This window comes from Kribbella sp. NPDC049584 (genome assembly GCF_040675555.1).
Classification (GTDB): Bacteria; Actinomycetota; Actinomycetes; order Propionibacteriales; family Kribbellaceae; genus Kribbella.
Window position 1 is genome coordinate 1 of the sequence record NZ_JBFAPF010000017.1, and the last position, 25,771, is coordinate 25,771.

The 25,771-nt window shown below is 68.4% G+C and carries 17 protein-coding genes; 5 read left to right on the top strand and 12 right to left on the bottom strand.

Translation table 11 applies throughout. The features are described from left to right. Positions 1 to 90: 90 nt before the first annotated feature. The 5 genes from AB0J62_RS39045 to AB0J62_RS39065 form a co-directional block, all read right to left on the bottom strand. Positions 91 to 1,272, bottom strand: coding sequence for a DUF4190 domain-containing protein (locus tag AB0J62_RS39045; protein WP_363882432.1), 1,182 nt, complete (start codon positions 1,270 to 1,272; stop codon positions 91 to 93). Between the two features lie 27 nt (positions 1,273 to 1,299). Next, positions 1,300 to 1,968: a DUF4190 domain-containing protein gene (locus tag AB0J62_RS39050; protein ID WP_363882435.1), complete on the bottom strand. Its 669-nt coding sequence runs from the start codon at positions 1,966 to 1,968 to the stop codon at positions 1,300 to 1,302. A 132-nt stretch (positions 1,969 to 2,100) separates the two neighbouring features. Beyond that, positions 2,101 to 3,309 carry a DNA polymerase III subunit delta' gene (locus AB0J62_RS39055; RefSeq protein WP_363882438.1) on the bottom strand — a complete coding sequence of 403 codons (1,209 nt, stop codon included), beginning with the start codon at positions 3,307 to 3,309 and terminating at the stop codon, positions 2,101 to 2,103. Continuing rightward, a complete protein-coding gene (gene tmk, locus AB0J62_RS39060; RefSeq protein WP_363882441.1) occupies positions 3,306 to 5,291 on the bottom strand; it encodes a dTMP kinase in 1,986 nt (661 codons plus the stop codon). The genes AB0J62_RS39055 and tmk overlap by 4 nt, the downstream gene beginning before the upstream one ends. A gap of 9 nt (positions 5,292 to 5,300) precedes the next feature. Continuing rightward, positions 5,301 to 6,395: a pyridoxal phosphate-dependent aminotransferase gene (locus AB0J62_RS39065; protein ID WP_363882444.1), complete on the bottom strand. Its 1,095-nt coding sequence runs from the start codon at positions 6,393 to 6,395 to the stop codon at positions 5,301 to 5,303. Positions 6,396 to 6,458: 63 nt separating this feature from the next. Between AB0J62_RS39065 and AB0J62_RS39070 the strand changes: the two genes are divergently transcribed. Together AB0J62_RS39070 and AB0J62_RS39075 are read left to right on the top strand one after the other, a co-directional pair. Further along, positions 6,459 to 7,871 (top strand): PLP-dependent aminotransferase family protein, encoded by a 1,413-nt coding sequence (locus AB0J62_RS39070; RefSeq protein WP_363882447.1) that lies wholly within the window; start codon positions 6,459 to 6,461, stop codon positions 7,869 to 7,871. 27 nt (positions 7,872 to 7,898) lie between these two features. Continuing rightward, on the top strand, positions 7,899 to 8,051 hold the full coding sequence (locus AB0J62_RS39075) for a hypothetical protein (protein ID WP_363882450.1): 153 nt from the start codon (positions 7,899 to 7,901) through the stop codon (positions 8,049 to 8,051). A 165-nt stretch (positions 8,052 to 8,216) separates the two neighbouring features. Here the strand turns inward: AB0J62_RS39075 and AB0J62_RS39080 are convergent, their stop codons facing one another. Both AB0J62_RS39080 and AB0J62_RS39085 read right to left on the bottom strand, forming a co-directional pair. After that, entirely contained in the window at positions 8,217 to 10,988 is a 2,772-nt protein-coding gene (locus tag AB0J62_RS39080) for a glycoside hydrolase family 2 TIM barrel-domain containing protein (RefSeq protein WP_363882453.1), read from the bottom strand. 66 nt (positions 10,989 to 11,054) lie between these two features. Next, positions 11,055 to 11,486 (bottom strand): Fur family transcriptional regulator, encoded by a 432-nt coding sequence (locus tag AB0J62_RS39085; protein ID WP_363882456.1) that lies wholly within the window; start codon positions 11,484 to 11,486, stop codon positions 11,055 to 11,057. Between the two features lie 103 nt (positions 11,487 to 11,589). Here AB0J62_RS39085 and AB0J62_RS39090 point away from each other — a divergent pair, with 103 nt between their 5' ends. Continuing rightward, positions 11,590 to 12,000: a hypothetical protein gene (locus AB0J62_RS39090; RefSeq protein WP_363882458.1), complete on the top strand. Its 411-nt coding sequence runs from the start codon at positions 11,590 to 11,592 to the stop codon at positions 11,998 to 12,000. Here the strand turns inward: AB0J62_RS39090 and topA are convergent. Together topA and AB0J62_RS39100 are read right to left on the bottom strand one after the other, a co-directional pair. Further along, positions 11,997 to 14,693: a type I DNA topoisomerase gene (topA, locus tag AB0J62_RS39095; RefSeq protein WP_363882460.1), complete on the bottom strand. Its 2,697-nt coding sequence runs from the start codon at positions 14,691 to 14,693 to the stop codon at positions 11,997 to 11,999. The genes AB0J62_RS39090 and topA overlap by 4 nt on opposite strands. Before the next feature lie 315 nt (positions 14,694 to 15,008). Further along, positions 15,009 to 16,376, bottom strand: a complete 1,368-nt coding sequence (locus AB0J62_RS39100; protein ID WP_363882462.1) for an alpha/beta hydrolase — start codon at positions 16,374 to 16,376, stop codon at positions 15,009 to 15,011. A 156-nt stretch (positions 16,377 to 16,532) separates the two neighbouring features. Here AB0J62_RS39100 and AB0J62_RS39105 point away from each other — a divergent pair, with 156 nt between their 5' ends. Both AB0J62_RS39105 and AB0J62_RS39110 read left to right on the top strand, forming a co-directional pair. Further along, a complete protein-coding gene (locus AB0J62_RS39105; protein ID WP_363882465.1) occupies positions 16,533 to 20,186 on the top strand; it encodes an NPCBM/NEW2 domain-containing protein in 3,654 nt (1,217 codons plus the stop codon). 84 nt (positions 20,187 to 20,270) lie between these two features. Continuing rightward, positions 20,271 to 21,713, top strand: a complete 1,443-nt coding sequence (locus AB0J62_RS39110) for a methyltransferase (RefSeq protein ID WP_363882469.1) — start codon at positions 20,271 to 20,273, stop codon at positions 21,711 to 21,713. Here AB0J62_RS39110 and AB0J62_RS39115 read toward each other — a convergent pair. The 3 genes from AB0J62_RS39115 to AB0J62_RS39125 form a co-directional block, all read right to left on the bottom strand. Further along, positions 21,707 to 23,275, bottom strand: coding sequence for a GGDEF domain-containing protein (locus tag AB0J62_RS39115; RefSeq protein ID WP_363882472.1), 1,569 nt, complete (start codon positions 23,273 to 23,275; stop codon positions 21,707 to 21,709). The two genes, AB0J62_RS39110 and AB0J62_RS39115, sit on opposite strands and share 7 nt — an antisense overlap. Before the next feature lie 39 nt (positions 23,276 to 23,314). Further along, on the bottom strand, positions 23,315 to 24,871 hold the full coding sequence (locus AB0J62_RS39120; protein WP_363882474.1) for a GGDEF domain-containing protein: 1,557 nt from the start codon (positions 24,869 to 24,871) through the stop codon (positions 23,315 to 23,317). Positions 24,872 to 25,251: 380 nt separating this feature from the next. Then, positions 25,252 to 25,734, bottom strand: coding sequence for an NUDIX hydrolase (locus AB0J62_RS39125; RefSeq protein WP_363882477.1), 483 nt, complete (start codon positions 25,732 to 25,734; stop codon positions 25,252 to 25,254). Positions 25,735 to 25,771: the final 37 nt, after the last annotated feature.

The following is a 25,771-nucleotide window of genomic DNA, read 5'->3' on the forward strand; positions in this document are numbered from 1 at the left end:
GCTCCACTCCACGCCGGGAGGTCTTCACCTATCAAGAACATTCACTTCGTGTCGTCGCACGATCTCGACCAACGTGCCTGGTCAGTACAGCTAGCGGTGGCTGTTTTTTACTGTGGTGGTTAGTTTTTCGTGGTCGGGGCCGTAGGTGGCGCAGATGACGAGGCGGTCGTGGTCGGCCCAGAGGTATCTGTCGGGGGTCCAGTAGGAGAGGTCCAGCTCGGAGTCGTCGGGGGATTTGCCGACGTAGCTGGTGAACTCGGGGCTGCAGGCGCGGTCGGCGGCTTTGTCTACGCCGTTGTCGCCGGGGTACGGGCCCTCGGGGAGGGTGACGTCGGCGATGACTTCGCCGTCGTGGGCGACCGTGCACGGCTGGCGGACGACCTCGTCCTCTTCGCTGCCGTCGTCGAAGCATTCACCGACGGCCAGGTCGTTGACGGTGGTCGTCGGGCCGGTGGAGTACGACGAGACCGGCTCAGGCGATCCGGAATAGTCGTTGTACGACGAGCCGATCGCGATCAGGACCCCGATCAGGACGACGTACCCGATCGTCACGAGCGAACCGATCACCAGCCCGGCGATCGCCATGCCCTTGCCGGCCTGGTGGCGGCGGTTGATCTGGACGAGCGCGGCGATGCCGAGCCCGATCGCGACCGGCGCGGACAGACCGATGAAGATCCCGCCGATCCCGGTCGCCAGCGATGCGGCCGCGAGCCCGTTCGTCCCGCCCGACCCCGTGTAGCCGTACCCATATCCGTACGGCACCGGCGCCTGCCCGTACTGCGCCGGATACTGCCCCGGCCCATACCCCTGCCCGTACGCCGATTGCGGCGGCTGCGGCCCCTGAGCCGGCTGCCCATAAGCCCCCGGCTGACCGTACTGCGCCTGCCCCGGCCCAAAAGACGCCTGCCCGAAAGGGGCCTGCCCATAAGGCACCTGCCCATAAGACGGCCGCCCAGGAACCGGCTGCGGCTGCCCAGGAGCCGCCCAAGGCGACCCCGCCTGGGCCGACCCAGTCTGCTGCGCATGACCCGGCTCCGGCCGCCCGTACGTCGGAAACGCCCGCGTCGGCTCCGGCCCCGGCAGCGCCTGCGTCGGGAACCTCTGCGCCACGCCACCCTGCGCCACGCCACCCTGCGAAGGAAACGCCCGCGTCGGGTCCTGGGTTGGGAAGACCTGGGTCGGATCCTCAGCCGGGAAGGACTGGGTGGCGTCCTGGGTGGCGTCGTGCGGCCTGTCCTGCGGACGTTCTGGTTCGTACGGTGGCTGAGTCACGCTATCCCCACTGCTCCCCCGCGGGCATTACCGCTGTGATCCGCGCATCGTACCCGTCAGCTTGGTTCCCGGCATTCCGACCAGACACAGGACGTTGCCGTCAGCAACGTCACGATTTTCCAGTACGACGTAGTACATGTCCAGCTCGGACCGCTCGTACGGCTTGCCGACGAACTCGACGAAGGCCCCCGCGCACTGCTGCGTCGCCACCGTCCCGGTATCTGCGGCCGACAACCCGGCCAGCGTCGCGCTCACCTTCGCGTACGCCTCACCGGTGTGCGGCGCCGCGCAGTCCGCGATCCGCACCAGCTTCAGCGCATCGGCGTCCAGGTCTGCGTCGAAGCACCGGCCGACGGCGACCTGCGAGATCGACACCGTCCGGCCGATCCCGGCCCGGTGCTCGCCGATCAGGTTGAGCGTCACTGCCACCGCGGTCGCGATCACCCAGCACAGCGAGACCAGCAACGCGCCGTACGCGAGCCGTTTCCCGCGGCCACCGGTCCGTTTGATCCGCCGCAACGCGATCCCGGCGAGCACGACGGCGATCGGCACCATGCCGGGCAGGCTGGTCGCAAGCGCCGCGACGGCGTACCCGTCCTGCTTCTGCTGCGCCGGGGTCGGGACGCCCTCGAGCCATGACTCAGCCGACGGCAACGGCGGCCGCACAGGCTGGATGTCGGACGGCGGATGGTTCATCGGTGTCCGTTTCGGCCAAAAGGGTGCCGAGCGGTCTGCTTCACCCGGACACCCAGTCATCGGACCCGCCGGTCTCGGTGTTACACCAGCTGCCCACTTATCGGACGTGCGTCCCGGAACGTGACGAAGGCCTCAGCGCAGCACGCGGCGCGGAATCGTGAACCCGTCACTGCGGCCCTCGAACAACGAGACCGTCATCGCCTCCAGCGCGACCAGCGGCGCGACGTTCGCCTCGATCGCTTCGCGGCACATGCCGATCGCGTCGATGCGCCGCACCGTCTGCTCCGGTGTCGTGCGTGCCGCGAGCTGCTCGATGTTCCGGTGCAACTCTGCGTTGATCAGCTCGCTACCCGATCGCGTCTGAACGACGAGCACATCCCGGTACAGCGCCATCAGATCCACGAGTGAGCGGTCGAGCACATCGCGTTCCCAGCGTTTGGCGCGCGCCTTCTGCTGGTCCTCGAGCTCCTTCAGGGCGGCGTTCGCCTCGCGCGGTTTGGCGCCCTTCGTCCCAACGCCGAGTGCCTGCTCGAGCGCGGCCCGCTCCTTCTCGTCGACCTTCTCGGCGCTGGCCTTCGCCTCGACCTTGGCCGCGTCGAGCAGTTGCTGCGCCGCCTTCAAGCAGGCTCCGAGGTCACGCAACGCGAATGGCACCTCGAGCACCTTGTTCCGCCGCTCGCGGACCTCTTCGTCACGCGCCAACGCCCGCGCCCGACCGATGTGCCCCTGCGCAGCCCGCGCGGCGAACCAGGCCAGATCCTGATCGACGTCGAGCTTCCGCCTCAGCATCTCCGCGACCGCGGCGACCGGCGGCGTCCGCAGCACCAGTAGCCGGCAGCGCGAACGAATCGTCGGTACGACGTCCTCGACCGTCGGCGCGCACAGCACCCAGACGGTCCGCGGTGACGGCTCCTCGATGCTCTTCAGCAACGCGTCCGCGGCCTGCTCGGTCAGGCGATCCGCGTCCTCGATCACCATCACCTGCCACCGGCCCTGCGTCGGGCTCATCGCGGCCCGGCGGACCAGTTCGCGGACCTCGCTGACCCGGATCGACAACAGCTCGGTCCGGATCAACGACACGTCGGGGTGCGCGCCGCTCAGCGCCGTACGGCATTCGTTGCATTCGCCGCAGCCCTGGTTCGCGCACTGCAAGGCGGCCGCGAACGCTCGGCCCGCGTTCGACCGGCCCGATCCGGGCGGACCGGTGATCAGCCAGGCGTGCGTCATCCCCGCAACCGCGGCGCCCTTCTCTCCGCGTAGTACGGCGGCGGCGCCGGCGACAGCCTTTCGGAGTACCGCGACTGCCGGGTCCTGTCCGACCAGGTCGTCCCACACGCTCATAGACCCACCTTCGGGAGCATCGGCTGGAGACGGGCGCGGATCTGTTTGGCGATCTCCTCGCGGTCCTGGGACGCGTCGATGACCAGGTAGTACTGCGGCTCCGCCGCGGCCAGCTCGAGGAACGCGTGCCGCACCCGCTCGTGGAACTCGTCGGACTGGGCCTCGATCCGGTCCCGCTCCTCGAACCGGCCAAGCCCGCGCTTCGGCGGCAGATCGAGCAGGATCGTGAGGTTCGGCCTGAGGTCGTCGGTGGCCCAGCGGTTCACCCGCTCGACGTCGGACACGTCCAGATCACGCCCGGAGCCCTGGTAGGCCAGCGCAGAGTCGACGTACCGGTCGGTGATCACGACGGCCCCGGACTTGAGCGCCGGCTTGATCACCGAGTCGACGTGCTCGGCCTTGTCGGCGGCGTACAGCAGCGCCTCCGTGCGGTGCGAGATGTCGCCGGTCGCCGGGTCGAGGACGATCTGCCGCAGCGTCTTGCCGAGCTCGGTCGCGCCGGGCTCGCGAGTCAGCACGACCTGGTGCCCCTGCTCCTCGAGCCATTTCACGAGCAGCGCGGACTGTGTCGACTTCCCGGCCCCGTCGCCGCCCTCGATGGCGATGAACAGCCCCGTCGTCGGGTAGTCACCACGTGTCTTCCCGAAACTCCGCCGTACGTCGCGCCAGAACGGCACGCCCGGACGGTCGTCCATCTGCCGCCAGGCGAGCAGACCGATCACCCCGGCCACGATCGCGGCCACGAGCATCGTCATCGAAGCACCGTTGTACGTCGCCGAGTGGCCGCCGATCGTCCAGGTGTGCCGGCCGATCGCACCGGCGGCGAACGGCGCGATCGCCAGCGTGATCGCGAGCACCGTGCGGACGGCGGACTGCACGAACGCGAACGTCCGCCCGCGAACGGCATCCGGTACTTCGAGACCGAGCAGCGTGTACCCGGAAACCCACGATCCGCCGGCGCAGAACCCGAGCAGGACCGCGATCATCGTGGCGATCTCGATCTGCTGGATCAACGCCAGCCCCGCCAGGCAGATGCCCGACCCGACCAGCCCGGCCGCGAACAACCGCCGCCGGGACAGACCGGAGAAGATCCGCGGCGCGAACCCCATGCCCAGCGCGAGTCCACCGAAGACAGCGCCGAACAACACGCCGTACCCCGGGTCGCCGGCGCCGAGATCCTCGACGTACGTGCGGCCCAGTCCGACCACGACCGCGCCGGCCGCGAACGCGCCGGAGATGCCGACCACGAGGCCGCGGACCACCGGCGTACCGGTGACATAGGACCAGCCCTCGACCATGGTCCGCCACAGCGTCGGGTGGTCCTCATGATCGTGGACCGCGCGGCCGATCTCGGCGACCGACACGATCGCGAACGCGGAGACGACGAACGTCGCGGCGTTCACGTACACAGCGAGATCGATGGAGAAATCGCCCGCCCAGCGCGTGACCAGAGTGATCGCGGTGAAGATGACCGCGGCCGGAAGAGCCGTGCCGTACGTCGTGATCAGGCTGATCTGGTTGGCCGCCTCGAGCCGGTGACGTGGAATCAGGTTCGGCACCGAGGCGTCCTTGGCCGGTCCCCAGATCAGGCTGACGATCTCGATCAGCACGGTCGCGACCAGCAGCCAGGTCAGCGTGCCGACGATCGGGATCGTGACGAAGAACGCCGCCCGGATCAGGTCGCCGAGGATCATCGTCCAGCGCCGGTCCAGCCGGTCCGCGACCCAGCCGGCCACCGGACCCATCACCAGCGCGGGCAGCACGCGGAGGAACAGCACGCCGCCGATCGCGAAGTTCGCCGCCTGGTAGTTGTCGCCGGCGAACGCCTTCGCCATCGCGGTCAGCGCCAGCAAGCCGATCCAGTCGCCGAGACTGGACAGCCCGAACGCGATCCACAGCCGCCGGAACGCGCGGATCCGCAACACCGCGCGCACATCATGCGCCGGTGCAGGATCGGTCAGCGGGTCGTAAGCCTCCGGCACGCCTAAAGACTAGTGGGCCGCACGGACAGCCTCACGCAGCGCATCCAGCCCCGCCTTCAGCTCACCCGCCGCCGGGTACCCGAACCCCAGCCGGAACACCCGCGACTCATCCCCGAACCAGCCCCCGTCCGCCAGCCGCACGCCCCGCTCGGCGGCCTCCTGCTTGAATCGCACGGGGTCGACCTTCAACCGCAGCACGCACAAGGCCCCAGCATCCGGCCGGACCCACTCGACCACATCGCTGTTCTCCTTGACCCAGTTCTCGGCGATCTGAAGGTTCTCCGCCAGCCACGACCTTCGCACGCCGAGGATCTGCTCCTCCTGCTCGAGCACTCGCACCGCGAGGGCCTCGGACACCGGCGCCGCAGACACAACCGTGTTGAACTTCGCCGTAGACAGCTGCTCCACCAGCTCGGCATCCGTGCTCACGACCCAGCCGATCCGCAACCCGGCCGCCCCATGGCACTTCGACAACGACGCGACCGACACGACCTTCGGCCCGAGGTGTACGGCGGTTCCCGCGATCGCGTCATCGCCGTACGCCGCCACCCGGTACGTCTCGTCGACCATCAGATAGGCGTCCGGGCACACCTCGTCCATCGCGATCACTATGTCCTGCAGGGTTTCCAGCGAGATCGCCACCCCGGACGGGTTCTGCGGAGTCGTCAGGCTGACCAGCTTGGTCTCCGGTGTCAGCTGCGCCCGCACAGCGTCCGTGGTCACGCGGTATCCCTCGTCGAAGCTCACTGGAACGAGCCGCACGTCAGCGCCCAGCGACGCATAGATGTTGCGTGTGTTCGGAAACAGCGGATTGGTCGTCACGACCTGCCCGCCACGCTCGAGCAGCAGGTACGACAGCAGGAAGATCCCGTGCATCCCGCCGACCGTGATGACGACCTCATCGGGCCGTACGCCGTGCCGCTCGGCGATCGCGCTCCGCAGCCGAGGGTCGCCGGCCGCCGTACCGTAGCCGAGCTCGAGGTCCGTCAGCTCCGGCGTCAGCACATCGGCCAGCCGGAGGTCCGGTCCGTAGCTCTCGCCCAGATCGTGCACAGGCTGCTCGGCGGTCAGGGACATGATCTCGTTGCGCGGAAAGGTGGCCATAACGCCATCGTTCTGGGCTTGGTCTGGCGACCCCAGAGCCAATCCGGCAGAATTGGTTCGCAGATGAGACCAATCGAGGTGATCGAGCGGTTGGGCCGCTGGTCGTCCGGCCGCGGCCCGCTGTACGTGCTGCTCGCGGCCCGCCTCCGCCACCTGATCGACGACGGCGAGCTCCCTCCGGGCGTGCTCCTGCCACCGGACCGGGCACTCGCCGGTGCGCTCGCAGTCGGCCGTACGACGGTGGTCGCGGCGTACGAACTGCTCCGCGCCGAGGGCCGGATCACTCGACGACAGGGCAGCGGCACACGCGTGGCCGGCGTGCCGTCGGGAGGTCCTGTCGAGGACGCTCCGGTCGACCCGATCTTCCTGGACTCGCTCGAGGCGCGCGACGACGACGTACTGCTTGCCATCTGCGCCGCCCCCGGCGATCCGCCGCCGCAGCTTGCCGAGGCGTTCGTGGAGATCGCGCCGCAGCTCAGCCGGATCAGCGACGACATCGGCTACTACCCGTACGGTCACCCGGCGCTGCGGAAGGCGTTGGCGGCGCGCTACACGGCTCGCGGCGTACGGACGTCCTTCGAGCAGATCCTGGTCACGAACGGCGGCCAACAGGCCCTCTCGTTGCTGGCGCATGCTCTGGTGTCGCCCGGCGACCAGGTGCTCGTCGAGGCGCCGACGTACCCCGGCGCGTTGGAAGTGTTCCGCGAGGAGGGCGCAGTACTGCGTGGTCTGCCGGTCGGACTGGACGGGTTCGAGGCCGCTGTGCGGGAGCGGCGTCCTGCGCTCGCCTACGTGATCCCGACGTACCAGAACCCGACGGGCTCGGTGATGTCTGCGCTCACCCGTCAGCGGTTGGCCAGTGCCGGCATCCCGCTGATCGAGGACGAGGTTCCGGCGGACCTTGGCTTCCCTGGTGAGGTGCTGCCCGTGCCGTTGGCGGCGTACTCCGAGTCGGTCATCTCGATCGGCTCACTGAGCAAGAGCATCTGGGGTGGTCTGCGCATCGGCTGGATCCGCGCGTCCACACCCCTGATCAACCGCCTGGCCCGCCTCCGCGCCGTCCACGACCTTGGCGGCAATGTCCCCACCCAACTGGCCGCCGTACACCTGCTGCCGCTCCTGGACGGTCCTGACCTGCACGACACCCTGAAGTGCCGCCACGACCACCTGCACCAGCTCCTCACGCAGGCCTTCCCCACGTGGGACATCCCAACGGTCACCGGCGGCCAGTGCCTCTGGGTCGGCCTCCCGTACGGCGACGGCACGTCCTTCGCCCAGACCGCCCTACGCCACGGCCTAGCCATCCTTCCCGGCGCCGGCCTCGACATCACCGGCGCCAGCGACTCCCACATCCGCCTCCACTTCAGAGCCCCCGAACCCGCCCTCACCGAAGCAGTCCACCGCCTGACCACAGCCTGGTCCACCTACCACCCACCAACCACCCGCGTACGCGGCCGACCCTCGATGGCTATCTAGAGATCCGTTCAGGCCTATCCTCGCGGCATGGAGGATGCCAACATCCGTGCCGATCTGGTCCGCTGTGGTCGCCTGATCCCGGCGGACGATCCCATACCGCTAGAGCTGCCGCCAGGCGACGTGGATACTTCCACCGACTCGACGGAAGTGATCGCGGATCTCCGCGAAGACCGACTGTGACCACGCGTGGAAGTCTGGCGGCCACCTCCACCGGCCCAGCACTCGCGCGCCAGAACGCTCGTCGGAGGAGGCGGATCCCCAGGCCATCACAAAGCACGCGTTCAGCTGCGACGCACGCAGGCGACGCCCGCTGTCGCGGGATTGTGATGGCCTGGGGATCCGGTATCAGCGGGTGAAGCGGAGGGTCAGGCCGGCCGGCCCGGTCTTTAGCTTGTCGCAGTCGGGGAGGGCTGGGCCGCAGGCGGCTGTTCCTACGCCGGTTTGGGCGATGTCGAGGGTGACGTAGGTGGTGTCGCCGGGGACCAGGTCCGCGGTGTGCTTGGCCGTCTCCAACGCGTGGCTGGTCCAGTCGCGGACGGTCAGGCCGAAGAGTTCGTCGACTGCTTCGATGCGTAGACCGTCCAGCTGGGTCCAGCGGGTGTCGATGCGGTGGCCGTTTTCCTGCGGGCGGACGTACGGCGTTTGCAGTTCGGCGACCGTGGCGGAGTACTTGCCGACCGCGGCTGCTTCGCGCGTGTCGACGTACGCCTCGTTGGGGCCGGTGCCGAACCACTCGACCCGCTCCACCTTCGGCAGTTCGAACGTGATGCCGAGCCGCGGCAACACCTCCGGGAACAGACCTTCCGGTACGACGCTGAGCGCGAGCACCACCCCGTTGTCGACGGCCGTCCAGCGCCACGTACTCCGCAGACCCCACTGGAGCGCGGGCGGCGCGGTCCGGGTGACAACCTCCCAGGCACCATCACGCTCGCCTTGCGAAACGATCCGGTGCTGGACCCGATGCAGCCCTTGCTCACGCCAGGCCGCCGCAACGCCAGGAATCGCGTCGTTGTCGATCGGCGCCCGCCAAACATCCAACCGAATGTTCTGCAGACCAGCGATGTCGATGCCCTGGGCACCAGCGGTTCCTTCGGCCGGCGAACCGGCCGGAACTGCAGCAGCCGGAGCCGGCTCGTCCAGCCGGATCTGGCCCCAGGCGACGCGGTGGCCGGCATCGGCCCAGGACGCCGCGTCCTTCAGTTCGGCCGTAACGGTGAGCCAACTCTCAGAGCGCTCGCGCTGCTTCAGCACACCCGGCGGGAGCTCGATCGAGACAGTCTCACCCGGGGCGATCGCCGGGACGGGCAAGTTGCCGCCGGCGACCAGCTCACCGCCGGCCTCGACCTTGATCGTGAACGACAGGTGGCTGGTGTCCAGCACCTCGTAGCGGTTGGTGATCGACACACGGTTGCCGTCAGCAACGATACGCAACGGCTCGATCACCTTGATGTATTCATGCATGCCCGGCGACGGCGTACGGTCCGGGAACAGCAGTCCGTCGCAGACGAAGTTGCCGTCGTGGATCGTCTCGCCGAAGTCCCCGCCGTACGCGTAGACCTCGCGCCCGTCGATCGTCGTCCGCAGACCGTGGTCGATGAACTCCCAGATGAATCCGCCCTGACAGCGCGGGTACTTCTCGAACACCTCGCGGTAGTCGATCAGCCCACCCGGCCCGTTGCCCATCGCGTGCCCGTACTCGCACAGGATGAACGGCAGGTTCCGATACAGAGAGGTGTCCGCCCCGATCTCAGCGCATCCCTCCGGCGAGGTGTACATCCGCGAGTAGATGTCGACGAACTCCGCCTCGGTGTCACGCTCGTAGTGCACCGGCCGCGACGGGTCGAGCTCCTTCACCAGGTCGTACATCGCCTTGAGGTTCTCGCCCATCCCGCACTCGTTGCCGAGCGACCAGATCACGATCGACGGGTGGTTCTTGTCGCGATGCACGGTACGCCGCATCCGATCGACCAGGTCGTCGCGGAAGCGCGGATCCATCACCGGGTTCGGCAGCTTCGGCGGCTGCGGCTCGTAGCCGAAGCCGTGCGTCTCCAGATCGCACTCGTCGATCACGTACAACCCGTACTCGTCGCACAGCGACAGGAAGTGCGGGTGCGGCGGATAGTGACTCGTGCGGACCGCGTTGATCCCGGCCCGCTTCATGATCAGTACGTCGTCCAGCATGTCCTGCTCGGTGAGCGCGCGACCCCGGTCCGGGTGGACCTCGTGCCGGTTGACGCCGTTGAACAGCACACGATTGCCGTTGACCGTGAAGATCCCGTCGACGACCGCGACAGTCCGGAAGCCGATCCGCAGCCGCACCTCCCCGCCGGCGGTCCGCAGTACGGCGTCGTACAACCGCGGCACCTCGGCGCTCCACGGCTGCACGCCCTCGACGCGCACGTGCTCACCGGTCGCCACCGAGAGACCCAGCTCGGGCACCGAAACAGTGCCGGGTACGTCGGACTCGACGAGCAGCGTGCCGTTGCCGTCGGTGTGATCCCACGCGGCCTTGACGAAGACGTCGGTCGGCGCGTCCGGGCGGAGTGCGAGCAGGTTGACCTCGCGGAAGATCCCGGACAGCCACCACATGTCCTGGTCCTCGACGTAGCTGCCGAGCGACCACTGGTGCACGCGGACCGCAATCCGCGCTTCATTGCCTGGGGCAACCAACGAGGTAATGTCGAACTCCGACGGTAGCCGCGACCCCGACGACCAACCAACCTGGGAGCCGTTCACGAACACCGCGAACCGCGAGTCGACGCCCTCGAACCGCAGCACGATCCGCGCGCCGTCCCAGTCCGCCGGCACCGTCACGGTCCGGACATAGTCGCCGGTCGGGTTGTCGGTCGGCACGTACGGCGGCTCGAGCGGGAACGGGTAGTCGATGTTCGTGTACGCCGGAGCGCCGTACCCGCTCAGCTGCCAGTGACCGGGGACCGTGATCGTGTCCCAGCCGGACGTGTCGGGGTCCTTCAGATCGTCCGGCGCGTCCGCCACCGTCGGCGACAGGCGGAAACTCCAGTCCCCGTTGAGCGCCAACCGCCCGAAGTCGTCGTCCAGCCAGGCGCGCGGCGCCAGCACGTTCTCACCGGAGGCAAAGTCCTCGACATAGGTCACAGCCCCAGACCCTAAGCCAACTCTGTTCATGAATCCACACCGATGAACAGATATGGACAGCGGACCTCAGCGTCGGCAGTTCTGGCACACTCCGACGAGGGCCACCTGCTCGGGCGCGAGATGGAAGCCGAGCTCGCGGGCGAGCTTCTTCCGGGCCGATTCGAGGACGTCTCCCGGCGCGTCGTACACCGTGCCGCACTCCGAGCAACGCAGGTGCAGGTGGCGCGGGGCCAGATCGCCGGCCAGGTGGTACGTCGTACCCGCGCGTCCGAGGTGGACGTGCGTGACGAGACCGAACTCGCCGAGCGCGTCGAGCGCCCGGTACACGGTCGCGCGGTGGATCCCCGGGCGCAACTGCTCGGCCCGCTCGCCGATCTGCTCCGCGCTCAGGTGCTCCTCGGTCCCCGCCAGGACCTCGACCACCGCGAGCCGCGCGGGCGTCACCCGCTCGCCCCGCTCACGCAACCGCTGCGCGCTGACTTCCACCGCGCTCGTCATCCGCGCTCCTTTGCGATTGCGTCTCGTCCTACCTTGCGGCCACCTGACGGCACCAACCCAATGTACTTTCCGGGTACTACGTCTCACACCTGGGGGAACTGCGATGAGTGACCAGTCGAATGCCGTCGCGCGCCGGGGCGCCGCCGAGCTGAGTGGGGTCGTGCGGAACGTCCAGTTCCGCTCCGAGCTTCATGGCGAGCAGGGCTCCGTCCAGGTGCTGACCTTCCACCTGGAGCAGCACGACGCGGTCGGCAAGCAGCTGCAGCCCACGCTCGTCGAGCTGCGCGGGGTGTCGCTGGAGGGTCAGGTCGCCGACGGCGAGGAGGTGACCGTCGCCGGGAAATGGCGCCGGGGTCGCGTCGTCGCGAAGCAGGTGACCAGCCGGACCACCGGCGCCACTGTCGGCGCCAGGCGACCTTCGGTCTGGCTGATCATCCCGTTCGTGATCATGGTGCTGGTCGTGCTGGCGTTCATCGCGTTCGTCATCCACGGGATGGTCACCAGCGACTTCTAGCTCTTCTTGGCGGCTGTTTTCTTCGTCGCCGTTTTCTTCGTCGCGGTCTTCTTGGCGGCGGTCTTCTTGACCGCCGTCTTCTTCGCGGCGGTCTTCTTCGCTGTCGTCTTCTTCGTCGTGGACTTCTTCGCGGTCTTCTTCACCGGGCCGCGGGCTCGCTTGTCGGCCAGCAGCTCGGCTGCGCGGAGCAGCGAGATCGTCTCGACCGCGTCGTCCTTGCGGAGCGTCGCGTTCGTCTCCCCGTCGGTGACGTACGGGCCGAAGCGGCCCTCCTTCACCACCACGGGCTTGCCGGATTCCGGGTCCTCGCCGAGCTCCTTCAGCGGCGGTGCAGCGGCGCGGCGGCCACGCTGCTTCGGCTCGGAGTAGATCTTCAGCGCCTCTTCGAGCGTGATGTCGAACATCTGCTCCTCGGTCGCCAGCGACCGCGAGTCCGTGCCCTTCTTCAGGTACGGCCCGTAGCGCCCGTTCTGCGCCGTGATCTCGTCGCCCGACTCAGGGTCCTTGCCGACCACGCGCGGCAGCGACAGCAGCTTCATCGCGTCGTCGAGGCTGACGTTCTCCAGCGTCATCGACTTCAGCAGCGACCCAGTCCGCGGCTTGGCGCCCTTCGGCGCATCCTCCGGCAGTACTTCGGTCACGTACGGCCCGAAACGCCCCGCCTTGGCGACGACGCGCAGGCCGGTGTCCGGCGCAGTACCGAGGTCGAGCTCGACACCCGACGGCTGGGCCAGCAGCTCCTGTGCCTTGTCGACGGTCAGCTCGTCCGGCGGCAGGTCTTCCGGCACGTTCGCGCGCCGCTCGTCCTTGTCCTCGACGTACGGCCCGTACCGCCCGACGCGGACGACGATCCCGCTGTCGTCCCCGCCGACCGGGAACGTCGACATCTCGCGGGCGTCGATATCACCGAGGTCGTTGACCATCGAGTGCAGACCCTCGAGGTCGTTGTCACCGAAGTAGAACCGCTCCAGCACACCTTCGCGCTGCAGATCACCGGCCGCGACCTCGTCGAGCACGTCCTCCATCGTCGCGGTGAACGCGTAGTCCACCAGCCGGGTGAAGTGCTCCTCGAGCAACCGGACCACCGCGAACGCCAGCCAGGCCGGAACCAGTGCCTGGCCCTTCTTGTAGATGTACCCGCGGGCCTGGATCGTGCCGATGATCGAGGCGTAGGTCGACGGCCGCCCGATCTCGCGCTCTTCCAGCCCGCCGACCAGCGTGGCTTCCGTGTACCGCGCCGGCGGCTTCGTCTCGTGCCCCGACGCCAGCACCTCGACCGCGGGCAGTACGTCGCCCTCGGCCACGTCCGGCAGCCGGGTCTCCTGGTCGTCCGACCCCGTGGACGGGTCGTCCTGGCCCTCGACGTACGCCTTGAGGAACCCGTGGAACGTAATCACCCGGCCGGACGAGGTGAACTCGCACTTCTCGCCGGTGGTGGCGGTCGCGTCGATCCGGATCGACACGCTGTTCCCGGCGGCGTCCTTCATCTGGGACGCGATCGTCCGCATCCAGATCAGCTCGTACAGCCGGAACTCCGCACCGGACAGACCGGTCTGGGCCGGAGTCTGGAAGGTCTCGCCGGCCGGCCGGATCGCCTCGTGGGCCTCCTGCGCGTTCTTCACCTTGGAGGTGTAGACCCGCGGCTTGTCCGGCAGGTACGACGCGCCGTACAACTCGCGGACCTGGGCCCGGGCCGCGGTGATCGCGGTGTCCGACAGCGTGACGCTGTCGGTACGCATATAGGTGATGTTGCCGTTCTCGTAGAGCCGCTGGGCGACCTGCATCGTCTGCGAAGCGGACATGCCGAGCTTGCGGCCGGCCTCCTGTTGCAGCGTGGTCGTCCGGAACGGCGCGTACGGCCGGCGGGTGTACGGCTTGGACTCGATCGACCGGACGGTGAACTGCGAGTCGCGCAACGCACCGGCCAGCGCGGTCGCGGTCTCCTCGTTCAGATGGACGGTGTTGGCGCCCTTGAGCTCACCGGTCGAACTGAAGTCGCGGCCCTGCGCCACCCGCCTGCTGTCCACCGAGACCAGGCGGGAACCGAACTGCCGCGGCGTCCGGCTCTCACCGGCGTCAAGCGTCGCGTCGAGGTCCCAGTACGAGGCGCTGCGGAACGCGATCCGCTCGCGCTCGCGGTCGACCACCATCCGGATCGCGACCGACTGCACCCGGCCCGCCGACAGCTTCGGCATGACCTTCTTCCACAGCACCGGGGAGACCTCGTACCCGTACAACCGGTCGAGGATCCGGCGCGCCTCCTGGGCGTCGACCAGGGCCTCGTCGATGTCGCGGGCGTTGCCGACCGCGTCCTGGATCGCCTTCGGGGTGATCTCGTGGAACACCATCCGGCGGACCGGGACCTTCGGCTTCAGCTCCTCGAGCAGGTGCCAGGCGATCGCCTCGCCCTCGCGGTCCTCATCTGTCGCGAGGAAGAGCTCGTCGGCGCCCTTGAGCAGGTCCTTCAGCTTGCGGATCTGCGCCCGCTTGTCGGCCGGTACGACGTACAGCGGGTCGAAGTGGTCCTCGACGTTGACGCCGAGGCGTGCCCAGGGCAGGCCCTTGTACTTCGCCGGGATCTCGTCCGCCCCGCTCGGGAGGTCGCGGATGTGGCCGAAGCTGGACTCCACCACGTACCCGGACCCCAGGAAGCCGGCGATCATCCGCGCCTTCTTCGGCGACTCGACGATCACCAAACGGGTCCCTGCCGTTGTCTTCGTCCCTGCTGCTGCCCCTGCCACTGCGCTCCCTACTCTCGCGACTCTCGTCCTGCGACCAACGCCCCAATCCCAACGGCACCGGCTTCGGGTCTGTTCCCCCGGACACGGACCGACCCTGCCCGAGGACAGAGTACGGCCGACGGCAACGCATTTCTCAACGCACCGTAACCGCTACCACCCCCGGTCCGCCTCCCAGGATTTCAGAAAGTGGCGAACACCCCACCAGTCACCGCGCGTCGCGACGCCGCCACGGTGGGCGTGGCGAATCTCTGTCGAGGGTACGCCGTCTCAGCGGACGAAACGCACTTCCGGGAACTTCGGGGAGTCACCGCGGAGCAGAAGTGACGGCCGGCGACGCAGCGTCTGGTCGAAGAACGCAGCGATGTACTCGCGCTGCGCCAGCACGCTCCGGGCCGGTTTCGCGCTGCCGACGAGGGCCTTCATCACCGAGGTGATGATCGGATCCTCGCCGTAGATGTCGTGGAAGAGCTGGGAGAAGATGAACTGGTAGTCGGTGAATGCCTTCTGCTTGGTGTTCACCAGCGTCAGGTTGAGTCTGCCGCCGCGTTGCGCTTTCCAGAAGCTCGCCCAGGACGCGTCGTAGGTGTCCCCGGCCGGATCGGTCCGCTGCGTCTCACCCGATCCGAACAGCAGGAACGGCCGGTCCAGCCCCCGCTCCGCGACGTCGCCGAGCGGTCCGTTCTTCCGGTCGTCCTGGAGTGTGCCGTCCAGGTCGATCCCGGCCGAGATCCGCTGGTCCCGCAGCATCGCGTTCGCGGCCGTGTACCCGCCGAGGCCGATACCGAACATGCCGACCTTGCGCAGGTCGAGCCCGTCCGCGAGGTCATTCGGCAGATCCTTGCCATCGGCATCGACCTTGCGGCCGTCGGCCATCCGCTCGAGCTGGTCCAGCACGAATCGCGCGTCCGCCGTCCGGGTCTCGACCGCTGCCCGGATCTGGTCCGGACCGGGCGGTTCCGACTCCGGCGCACCCGGCAGGAACCGCCCGCCGGGGAACTCCACCGGCGTCTCGTGCGAGTGGTCGATCGTCACCACGACGTACCCACGGCTGGCGAGGTCCTCGACCTGTGCGGTGTTCACGAACCGGCTGTACTGAAAACCGGGCGAGAACAGTACGACGGGATGCCGCATCGGCTGCGCCGGTACGTCGACCCGCGCGTGCGTCACGGTGGCGGCGAAGTCGAACGACCCGCTCGGCAGTGCCAGCCCGTACTCACCCGTCCACGCGTCGTCGACCTCCACTGCGGTCCGCGGCGGCATGTACTTCGCGAACGGCGCCGACCCGAACATCCCCGCCGGGTACCAGAGGCTGATCATCAACTCGCGCTGCCCGCTGGGCATGGTGGGATCCGGCCGTGACCGGTCGACCAGGTGGACCGCGGTCGTCCCGAGCGCCTTCCGCCCGGTCGGCGCCGGCAGCCGGAACTTCACCGGATGGAAGTTCGGGTCGTCCTGCGCGCGGATCGGGTCCGGAGCGAGGCCGGCCGACGTGTCGGGATCGATCGGGGAGGCTTGCGCCAACCCGGGCCAGGCTGCGGCAACACCTGCCGCGAGGCCGGCGGTCAGGCCGGCGCCCAGGACGTGACGCCTGGTGAAGACGTGACTGCTGGGGCTGCTGGGACGCCGGTTGCTCATGCGACTCATCGTCATCGCCTTGTTTCACCCCGTGATGGCGACATGGTTTCAACTTCGTCACGGTGACCTGGTGACAACGGGTCTCCGGTGCGCTTCACTGTGCACATCTTGTTCATTGATGCGTGAAGTGAGGCACTCGTGAGCATCTTTGTCCGCATGAAACGTTCAGTAGTCGCCCTAGCTCTGTTCGCAGGCGCACTTGTGTACACCGCGGCTCCCGCGCAGGCCGCTGCCAACACGCTCGGTGACATCACCGGGTTCGCGGCCGGCAAGGCGACGTACACCCTCAGCGCCGGCGCGGCGAAGGTGCGGGTGGTGTTCCTGAAGGACGACGTCTTCCGGCTGTGGATGGCGCCGGACGGGAACTTCACCGACCCGGCGAACACCCCGCCCACCGATCCGGGCGCCCCGGCGTCCACCATCGTCACCAAGACGGACTACGGCACGCCGCCGACCTCCTGGCGCGACCGTGGCACCTATTACTCGCTCACGACCGGCAAGATCGAGGTCCGTGCGCAGAAGAGCCCGCTCAAGTTCTCGGTGTACCGGTCGAACGGACAGCTGGTCTGGTCCGAGGCCGCGCCGCTGTCCTGGACGGACACGTCCACCACCCAGACGCTGGCGCGGGGCGCGAACGAGCAGTTCTTCGGCGGCGGCATGCAGAACGGCCGCTTCTCGCACCGGGACCAGACGATCAAGATCTCCAAGGACTTCAACTGGGAGGACGGCGGCAACCCGAACGCGTCGCCGTACTACATGAGCACCGCGGGCTACGGCGTACTCCGGAACACCTTCGACCCGGGTAGTTACAGCTTTACTAGTCCGGTCGTAACTACTCACGACGAGAAGCGGTTCGACGCGTACTACTTCATCGGCGATCTGAAGACCTCGCTGGACCGCTACACCGAGCTCACCGGCCGGCCGTTCATGCCGCCGATCTACGGACTCGAGTACGGCGACTCCGACTGCTACAACCGCGGTCACTACGCGACGGACCCGGACCCCAGCAACGACTGGAAGGTCAACCCCGACAAGGTCACCACGCTGGACGCGGTCAAGGTCGCGCAGCGCTTCAAGGACGAGGACATGCCGGGCGGCTGGATGCTCGTCAACGACGACTACGGCTGCGGGTACTCCGCCAACACCGACTCCGAGCAGGTCGACGGCACGTGGTGGGGCAAGCGCGACATCCCGGCGCTGAAGCAGACCGGCGACGAGCTGCGGGCACGGAACATCCAGATGGGCCTGTGGACGCAGTCCAACCTGGACCGCCAGCCGGCCGAGGTCGGTGACGCCGGGGTGCGCGTACGGAAGCTGGACGTGGCGTGGGTCGGTCCGGGCTACCGCTACGCGCTGAGTGCCTGCGACACCGCGCATGACGGCATCGAGCAGTACAGCAACGCTCGCGGGTTCGCCTGGATGGTCGAGGGCTGGGCCGGCGCGCAGCGGTGCGCGGTGCAGTGGACCGGCGACCACAGTGGCTCGCTGGACGCGATCAAGTGGCAGATCCCGGCGATCACCGGCTCCGGCAACTCGGGCATCGCCTACAGCGCGGGTGACGTCGACGGCATCTTCGGTGGCAGTGCCACGTCGTACGTGCGTGATCTGCAGTGGAAGGTGTTCAACCCGGCGTTCATGAGCATGTCCGGCTGGTCGACCCCGGCGTACAAGCAGCCCTGGGCGTACGGCGACCCGTACACCTCGATCAACCGCAAGTACCTGAAGCTCCGCGAGCGTCTGCTTCCGTACTTCTATACGTACGCCGCTGAGGCGCACCGGACCGGCGCTCCGCTGAACCGGTCGCTGGTGCTGGAGTACCCGAACGACCCTCGCACGTGGGACGACACGACCAAGTACGAGTTCCTGGCGGGCAAGGAGTTCCTGGTCGCGCCGATGTACGGCGCGGACGAGGTGAAGAACGGGATCTACCTGCCGGCCGGACGCTGGGTCGACTACTGGACAGGTCGGGTGTACCAAGGCCCGACGACGGTCAACGGCTACCACGCCGCGCTCGACACGCTGCCGCTGTTCGTGAAGGCGGGTGCCGTCGTACCGATGTGGAAATCCGGAATCAACAACGCCGCCGAGCAGAAGCCGAGCGACCCGGTCACCGTCGACATCTACCCGTCGGGCAAGTCATCGTTCAACCTCTACGAGGACGACCGCGTGACCCGATCCACGAAGTCCGCCACGCAGACCTTCGCGGTCGACGCACCGACCGACGGTCGCGGCGACATCACCGTGAACATCGGCCGCAGCAACGGTTCGTACGACGGCAAGCCGGCGGCGCGCCCCTACGAACTGACCGTCCACACCGGCACCGCCCCACACAACGTCACCATCGACGGGCGCCCCGCCAAGTGGAGCTTCGCGAACGGCGTCGTCACCGTGCAGACCACGTCGATCGCCACCTCGCGGTCCGCTGTGGTCGTCCTCGCCGGCACTTCTTCGGTCGGCGGCGCGGACGTCGCCAACACCTTCGGCACTCCGGAACTCACGACACCGTCGCTCTGGAACGCTCCCGGCCAGGCGACCGAGGTGACTGCGACGTTCCGCAATGGCACCCCGGGCCCGGTCCGCAACGTCGACCTGGCCATACAGGTTCCGGCCGGCTGGACTGTCACTGGTGCCGGCCAGTTCGCGTCGGTCCGCTCCGGCCAGACCGTCACCACCAAGCTGCAGGTGACACCCGGTGCGGACGTCAAGCCGGCGAGCTTCACCCTGCAGCTGAAGGCGAGCTATGTTGCCCAAGGCAAGAGTTACTCCAATTCCGCTTCGGCGACAGCCGAGCTGCCATACGCATCGTTGTCCCAGGCAGCCAATCTGGTCGGCATCACCGACGCAAACACTTATAAACAAGGCAACTTCGACGGATCGGGCGACAGCTTCAACGGCGAAGCACTCGCGGCCGCCGGCTACTCGCCGGGCGCGAAGGTCACGGTCCAGGACGCCGAGTTCACCTGGCCGACCGGAGCGCCGGGAACGCCGAACGTGGTGAAGAACCAGTCCGCGCCGATCCTGGTCTCGGGCACCGGTTCGCACCTCGCGCTGCTCGGCTCCGGCGCCAGTCTCAACGCTCGTGGAGCCGTCACGATCATCTACACCGACGGCACCACCTCCGAAGGCACCTTCCAGTTGCCGAACTGGTGTTGCCAGGACCCGACCACCGGCGGCGCCAAGCTCGCCGTCTCGGTCAAGGGGCGCTACACACCGGCCGGTCTGGGCAATACGACGACGGACTATCGCGTCTTCTACACCGCCGTACCGCTCGATCCCGGCAAGACCGTGAAGGCGATCCAGCTACCGGGCGGCGGGCTCGGGTTCTTCGCCGCCACGATCGCCGACAAACCGTTGCCCCCGGCACCTACCGGGGAGAACTGGGTCAGTGACCTGGAGTTCCTGGACTCCACCAACGGCTGGGGCCCGGTCGAACGCGACCACAGCAACGGCGAGGACGGCGCCGGCGACGGCGGGCCGATCACGCTGGACGGCGTCACCTATGCCAAGGGCCTGGGCGCGCACGCGCCGTCGTCGGTGAGCGTCCGGCTCGGTGGTAACTGCACGACGTTCACCAGCAAGCTGGGCATCGACGACGAGATGGAGGACCGCGGCAAAGTCACCTTCAAGGTCCTCACCGACGGCACCGCGAAGTACACCTCGGATCAACTGACCGGCACGTCCCCCACCGCCAGTACGACGGTCGACGTCACCGGCGCCCAGACCCTCACCCTCCAGGTCACCGACGGAGGCGACGGCAACACCAGCGATCACGCCGACTGGGCCGACGCCAAACTCACCTGCAACCCGTAGCAAACAAGGATGCCCGGCCGGCCGCAGCTGCGGTCGGCCGGGCATCCTCCCATCGCCGTAGTTGGAAGGTGGGAGGATGTGGGGATGCAGGAGTTGACGGGGAGTGTGGTGGAGGGGTTGCGGGCGGCGTTCACGGCCGCGGGGTACACCGTGGACGGGGTTGCCGAGCGGCTCGGGGAGCAGGCGAACGCGGCCCTGGGGCGGAACGAGACGGCGCCGGCGGCTCGGCGTACGGACTCGGGGGACGCACTTGACACGATGATCCGGCTGTTCCTGTTGCAGCGGCCCGTGCCGGAACCGCTTGTGAACAAGGCATTCCCGGGCATCGATCTAGTTGCTCTAGGCATCATTGCGATGTCGGGTGGCGAGGCGAGGGCCGTGCTCGACATCCGCCCCTTCGCGGAGGACGAGCGGGAGTGGTGGGTGGTTGCCGACCCCACCCCGGGGCTCGACGGGCGCCGGGAGCAGATGCGCTCCGACTATGTGCTCGGGATCGCCCCGGCCAGTCTGAGCCTGATCCACCTCACTGTGCCGATCAAGGCAGATCGTGCGCTCGACATCGGCACGGGCTGCGGCATTCAGTCGCTCCACCTCGCCGACCGGGTCAACCAGCTCGTCGCGACCGACGTCAACCCGCGAGCGCTGCAGTTGGCCCGTTGGACGGCGGCGCTCAACCACATCGACCTCGACGTACGTGATGGCAGCCTGTACGAGCCGGTCCGCGGTGAGCGGTTCGACCTGATCGTCAGCAATCCGCCGTACGTCATCTCCCCACCCGGCGGCGACCTGACCTATCGCGAGACCGGGTACGCCGGTGACGCTGTCGTCGAGCAACTCATCAGGCAGGCGCCGGACCACCTCACCGACGGCGGCTGGTGCCAACTGCTCGCCAACTGGACCTGCGTCCGCGGCGAGGACTGGCAGGACCGCATCGCCAGCTGGACGGTAGACCGCTCCGCCTGGGCCGTCCAGCGCGAGCAGCTCGACCCGTCCGAGTACGTCGAACTCTGGCTGCGCGACGCCGGCCTGCACGGCTCACCGCAGTACACCAGCCGGTACGACGAGTGGATGCGCTACCTGGACGAACACAGCGTCGAAGCGATCGGCATGGGCTGGATCACCCTGCACAACGTCGAAGGCACGCTCGATGCCGAGTCCTGGCCGTACGAGATCGAGCGCCCTGTCGGTCCGCACGTGCTGCACCGCTTCGAACGTCTGGAGGGCCTTCCCGCCGACCTGACCGCTCTGCACCTCCGCGTCGCGGACGACGTCATCCAGGAGACCACTGGTCAACCAGGCGCCGAGGACCCAGCCACGATCGTCCTGCGGCGCCAGCGTGGCATGCGCCGTGCGGAGCAGGTCGACACCGTCCTGGCTGGCTTCGTCGGTGCGTGTGACGGTGACCTGAGCGTGGGCCAGATCCTTGCGGCCCTTGCGGACCTGATGGACCGCCCAGTGGTCGACGTCCTCTCCGACTACCTCCCGCAGATCAGAAACCTCGTCATAGAAGGCTTCCTGAACTACTGAGCAGCCCGGCGGCGTCGGCGCTTCTCGGCGTACATGCGCCGGTCTGCCTCGGTCAGCAAATCACTGACCGACGTACCGTCCGTGCTGCTCGCCTGCCCCACGCTCAGCCGCAGCATGGCGAACCATGGCGCCAGCGCGTGCGCCGCCTCTCGATCAGCTGCGGCCTTGATCCGCTCGACGAGCTCGGGCGCGCCACGCTCGTCCGGGTTGTCGAGTACCACGACGAACTCGTCCCCGCCCGCCCGCGCCACCACATCCTCCGCGCGGCACTGCTCCGTCAGCAGCTGCCCGACGCGCCGCAGTACCTCGTCACCGCAGGCATGTCCGTAGCTGTCGTTGATCACCTTGAGGTTGTCCACGTCGATCGCGATCACCGCGACCGATCGACCCGAGTCCCGCGCCACAGACATCCGCTCGTCGAGCGCGCGCCGATTGCCGACACCGGTCAGCGGGTCCTCCCGAGCGGCCCGCCACTCGGCGTCGTGCCGGATCGACAGCTCATGGTTGGCCAGCGCAGTCCGTACGGCGTACAGCCCGCGCAACCGCTCCGCCCACCACCCGCGACTGATCGCCCGCGCGTACTGCAACCCGGTCGCCGCCCCCACGTCACCGGACTCGGCCACGATCTGTACGGCGGTGTGCCGGATCAGCGCCTCGACCGGCGGATCCGACGTCGGCGGCAGCTCACTCGCCGACCGTCCCGCGGCCTCCATCGCGTCGTCGACCCGGCCGAGCCGCAGGTACGCCCTGGCCAGGTACGCGCCCGCGATCGCGGCCAGCTCGAGATCGCCGAGCTTCGCCAGCTGGTCACGGCAGTCCTTCAGGATCACCGCCGCCTCGGCCGCGTCCCCGGCGTCGTTGCTCGCCGCGAGCCACATCCGCCCGACCATCGGCCAGTACCCGAGCAGGTCGGCCGCGAGGATCGCGTCGACCGCCTCGCCCGCCCACCGATGCGCTGCCCGCCGCCGCTCCTTGATCTCCTCGTCGTACGACGGGTCGCCTAGCCGCTCGAGCTCGTGGGCCCAGCGCAGGTTCGACTCGGCCAGGTTGAGCCGGTTGATCGCCGGCGCCTCGGGCAGACCGAGCGGATCATGATCGCCCTCAGCGGCGAGCTCGAAGTGCGGGATGCACAGCTCGTACAGCCGGAGCAGGTCGTAGGCGTAGCCGAGACCGGTGTGTGCCCAGCCGGCCAGCCCGAGATCGCGGGTCCGCGACAGGGCGTTCTCCGCGGCGACGAGGTCCGCGACCGAGTCACCGCCCTCGCCGGTGCGGATCAGCGTGACGATGCGCAGCGCGATCGCGTTCGCCTCCCAGCCCGGCTCGTCGATCGCGCGGGCGACCCGGATACAGCCGTCGACGGCGTCCAGCGCCTCGACCGAGTCGGTGGCGTGATGCGCCGCGACGGCCCGCACGTACTCGGCCGCCGCCCGCTCGTGACTCGGCTCCGGATCCAGCTCGGCCAGCAGCTCGTTCAGCTCGAGCGCAGCCTCGGCCGGACTGCCCGACTGCGCCCGCGTCATCGCCGCTGCGATCCGTGCCGTCACCCCCGACGTCTCGCGCACCACACCTCCCTACCCTGACTCACCCTCTTGCAGTGCCCATCACCTATTGCGGCGCTTGTCCTCGTACAGGCGCACATCCGCCCGCGCGATCAGTTGGTCGACACCGAGTCCCTCGGCGGTCGCGGCGTACCCGAGGCTCAGCCCGAGCCGGCGCAACCACGGCTTGTCCGTCGACACCGCGATCGCATCGACGGCGGTCCGGATCCGCTCGGCCAGCTGAGCGCCGCCCTTGGCGTCGGGCTGGTCGAGGACCACGAAGAACTCGTCGCCTCCCGATCGAACCACGGCATCAGTGGCTCGCGCCTGTTCTACCAGGAGATTTGCCACAACCTGCAGCAATTCGTCCCCGCAGGCGTGCCCGAAGGTGTCGTTGACGATCTTCAGGTTGTCCACATCGATCGCCAGCAAGGTGACCGCACGCCCGGAGTCACGGGCCGCGGTCAGCCGCTCGTCCAGCGCGCGGCGATTCCCCACGCCGGTCAGCGGATCCTGCCGCGCCGCATGCCACTCGGCGTCGTGCCGGGCCGGGAGATCGTGCACAGCAAGCGCATGCCGTACGGCGTTCAGCGCGCGCTGCCGCTCTTTCCACCACCCGCGCGCGACCGAACGCGCGTACTCCAAGCCAGCGGCGGCTCCCGGAGTACCGTCGAGCGCATCGATCTCCGAACGGATCTGCAGGACCAGGACATGGGTCGATGGGTCGGCCAACGGAATCAGATCGTCGGCCGCCCTGTCCGCCGCGGCTTTGGCCGGTTCGAGCTTTCCCTGCGCCTTCAGGGCCCTGGCCAGGTACGCGCCGGCGATCGCGAGCCGCTCGGTCTCGCCGACCTTGCTCATCTCGTCGCGGATCTCGGTCAGCTCGTCGACGGCATGGTCCGGATCCTCGTCAGTTGTGGCCGCAGCAAGCCACAGACGGGCGCTCAGACGCCAGAACTCCTGGCTCTGGTCGTCGACTATCACCCGCTCGGCCTCGCGCGCCCAGTACGCCGCTGAGGCCAGGCGCTCCTCGATCTCCCTTGTATACAAAGGATCGCCGAGCCGCTCGAGCTCATGCGCCCAACGCAGGTACGTCTCGGCGAGGTTCAAACGATCGATGGCCTCGGACTCGGCCAGCTCGAACACGTCCTCGTCGAGCCCGGTGGCGAGCTCGTAATGCGGGATGCAGAGCTCGAACAGCCGGAGGACGTCGTACGCGTAGCCGAGCCCGGTGTGGGCCCAGGCGGTCAGTCCCAGGTCCTTGGTCCGGCTCAAGGCGGCTTCGGCTGCGACCAGGTCGTTAACGGTATCGCCGCCGCGGCCGCTGCGGGCGAGGTTGATGATGCGGATCGGCAGGGCGTTCGCTTCCCAGCCGGGTTCGTCGATCGCCCGGGCGACCTCGATACAGGCGTCTACGGCCCGCAGCGCCTCGTCGGCGTCGCTCGCATGGTGAGCTGACACGCCGCGCACGTACTCGACGGCGGCCAGCCGGTAGCTCGGCTCGTCACCCAGCTCGGCCCGGATCGCCTCGAGCTCGGCGGCCGCGATCACATGGCCACCCGACTGGGCGGCGGTCATCGCGGCGGCGATCCGGGCGGTCAACTCATCGCCCGTCGCCATCTCGCCAATGCCCATACCGCCGACGGCCCTTCCCCTGTTCCGTCACCCGCACTTCGGGCCGGACCGCCCATTGTGACCACCCACCCCGCATCCTGTCACGACCCGATCCGGCCAACGGCCACCTAGTGCCACAAAGACACTACTCACGAGAACCGGCAGTGCAGCAATTTGCGTTGCCACCAAGGGCAGGGTTCCAGGGTTTTGGCAGTCTGCCCGGTGAGGCCCGCGCTGTCGGCGTCAACTTCGCCGCGCGTGGACGACGTACGGACGAGGCCATCGACGTACTGCGCCGTCCCGCGCCGCCGCCCGCCGAGCCGCCCTCCGCGGCGACGGCTACTTCCCACAATCCCTCGACGACCTCGCCCAGTTCGCCCAGCACATCAACCTGCCCTGACCGGCTTCCCGTTCATACAGAACCAGGTCGAGCCGTCGCTCGCGGCGGTCAGCGCCACCTCGATGCGATCAGCCAGCAGGGGCTTCACCAACTGCCGAGTCTCCGTAGGGTCATAGAACCCGGCCGACACGATCTCGCCGTCGGGGAACCTCAACGTGTCGACCTCGGCGTCGCTCAGTACGCCGCCGTCGAAGAGGAACACAATCCCCTCCGGCCGATGCTGCTGCGTGCGCACATGATCCACGACCAGCAACCGCCCCACGGGCTGCTCCCAGCACAACTCCTCCTGCAACTCGCGGGCTGCCCCGTCCCAGGGCGACTCGTCCGCTTCGACGGACCCGCCCGGGATCTCCCAGTTCACCTTGTACGACGGCTCTACCAGAAGCACTCGCCCGTCAGCCGCCCTGAACACCACCCCGGCCACGACCCGCTTCCGCGCCAACCCAGCTACATACTCCGCATCCGTCACATCCGAAATTGACGCTCCGCCCCTCATCGAGGTTCGG

Excerpts from the sequence above, each read along its gene's own strand:
- AB0J62_RS39110 (WP_363882469.1), top strand. The coding sequence starts at position 20,271 with ATGCAGGAGTTGACGGGGAGTGTGGTGGAGGGGTTGCGGGCGGCGTTC.
- AB0J62_RS39105 (WP_363882465.1), top strand. The coding sequence starts at position 16,533 with ATGAAACGTTCAGTAGTCGCCCTAGCTCTGTTCGCAGGCGCACTTGTG.
- AB0J62_RS39085 (WP_363882456.1), bottom strand. The coding sequence starts at position 11,486 with ATGACGAGCGCGGTGGAAGTCAGCGCGCAGCGGTTGCGTGAGCGGGGC.
- AB0J62_RS39090 (WP_363882458.1), top strand. The coding sequence starts at position 11,590 with ATGAGTGACCAGTCGAATGCCGTCGCGCGCCGGGGCGCCGCCGAGCTG.
- AB0J62_RS39055 (WP_363882438.1), bottom strand. The coding sequence starts at position 3,309 with ATGAGCGTGTGGGACGACCTGGTCGGACAGGACCCGGCAGTCGCGGTA.
- AB0J62_RS39120 (WP_363882474.1), bottom strand. The coding sequence starts at position 24,871 with ATGGCGACGGGCGATGAGTTGACCGCCCGGATCGCCGCCGCGATGACC.
- AB0J62_RS39100 (WP_363882462.1), bottom strand. The coding sequence starts at position 16,376 with ATGAGCAACCGGCGTCCCAGCAGCCCCAGCAGTCACGTCTTCACCAGG.
- AB0J62_RS39065 (WP_363882444.1), bottom strand. The coding sequence starts at position 6,395 with ATGGCCACCTTTCCGCGCAACGAGATCATGTCCCTGACCGCCGAGCAG.
- AB0J62_RS39070 (WP_363882447.1), top strand. The coding sequence starts at position 6,459 with ATGAGACCAATCGAGGTGATCGAGCGGTTGGGCCGCTGGTCGTCCGGC.
- AB0J62_RS39050 (WP_363882435.1), bottom strand. The coding sequence starts at position 1,968 with ATGAACCATCCGCCGTCCGACATCCAGCCTGTGCGGCCGCCGTTGCCG.
- AB0J62_RS39075 (WP_363882450.1), top strand. The coding sequence starts at position 7,899 with ATGGAGGATGCCAACATCCGTGCCGATCTGGTCCGCTGTGGTCGCCTG.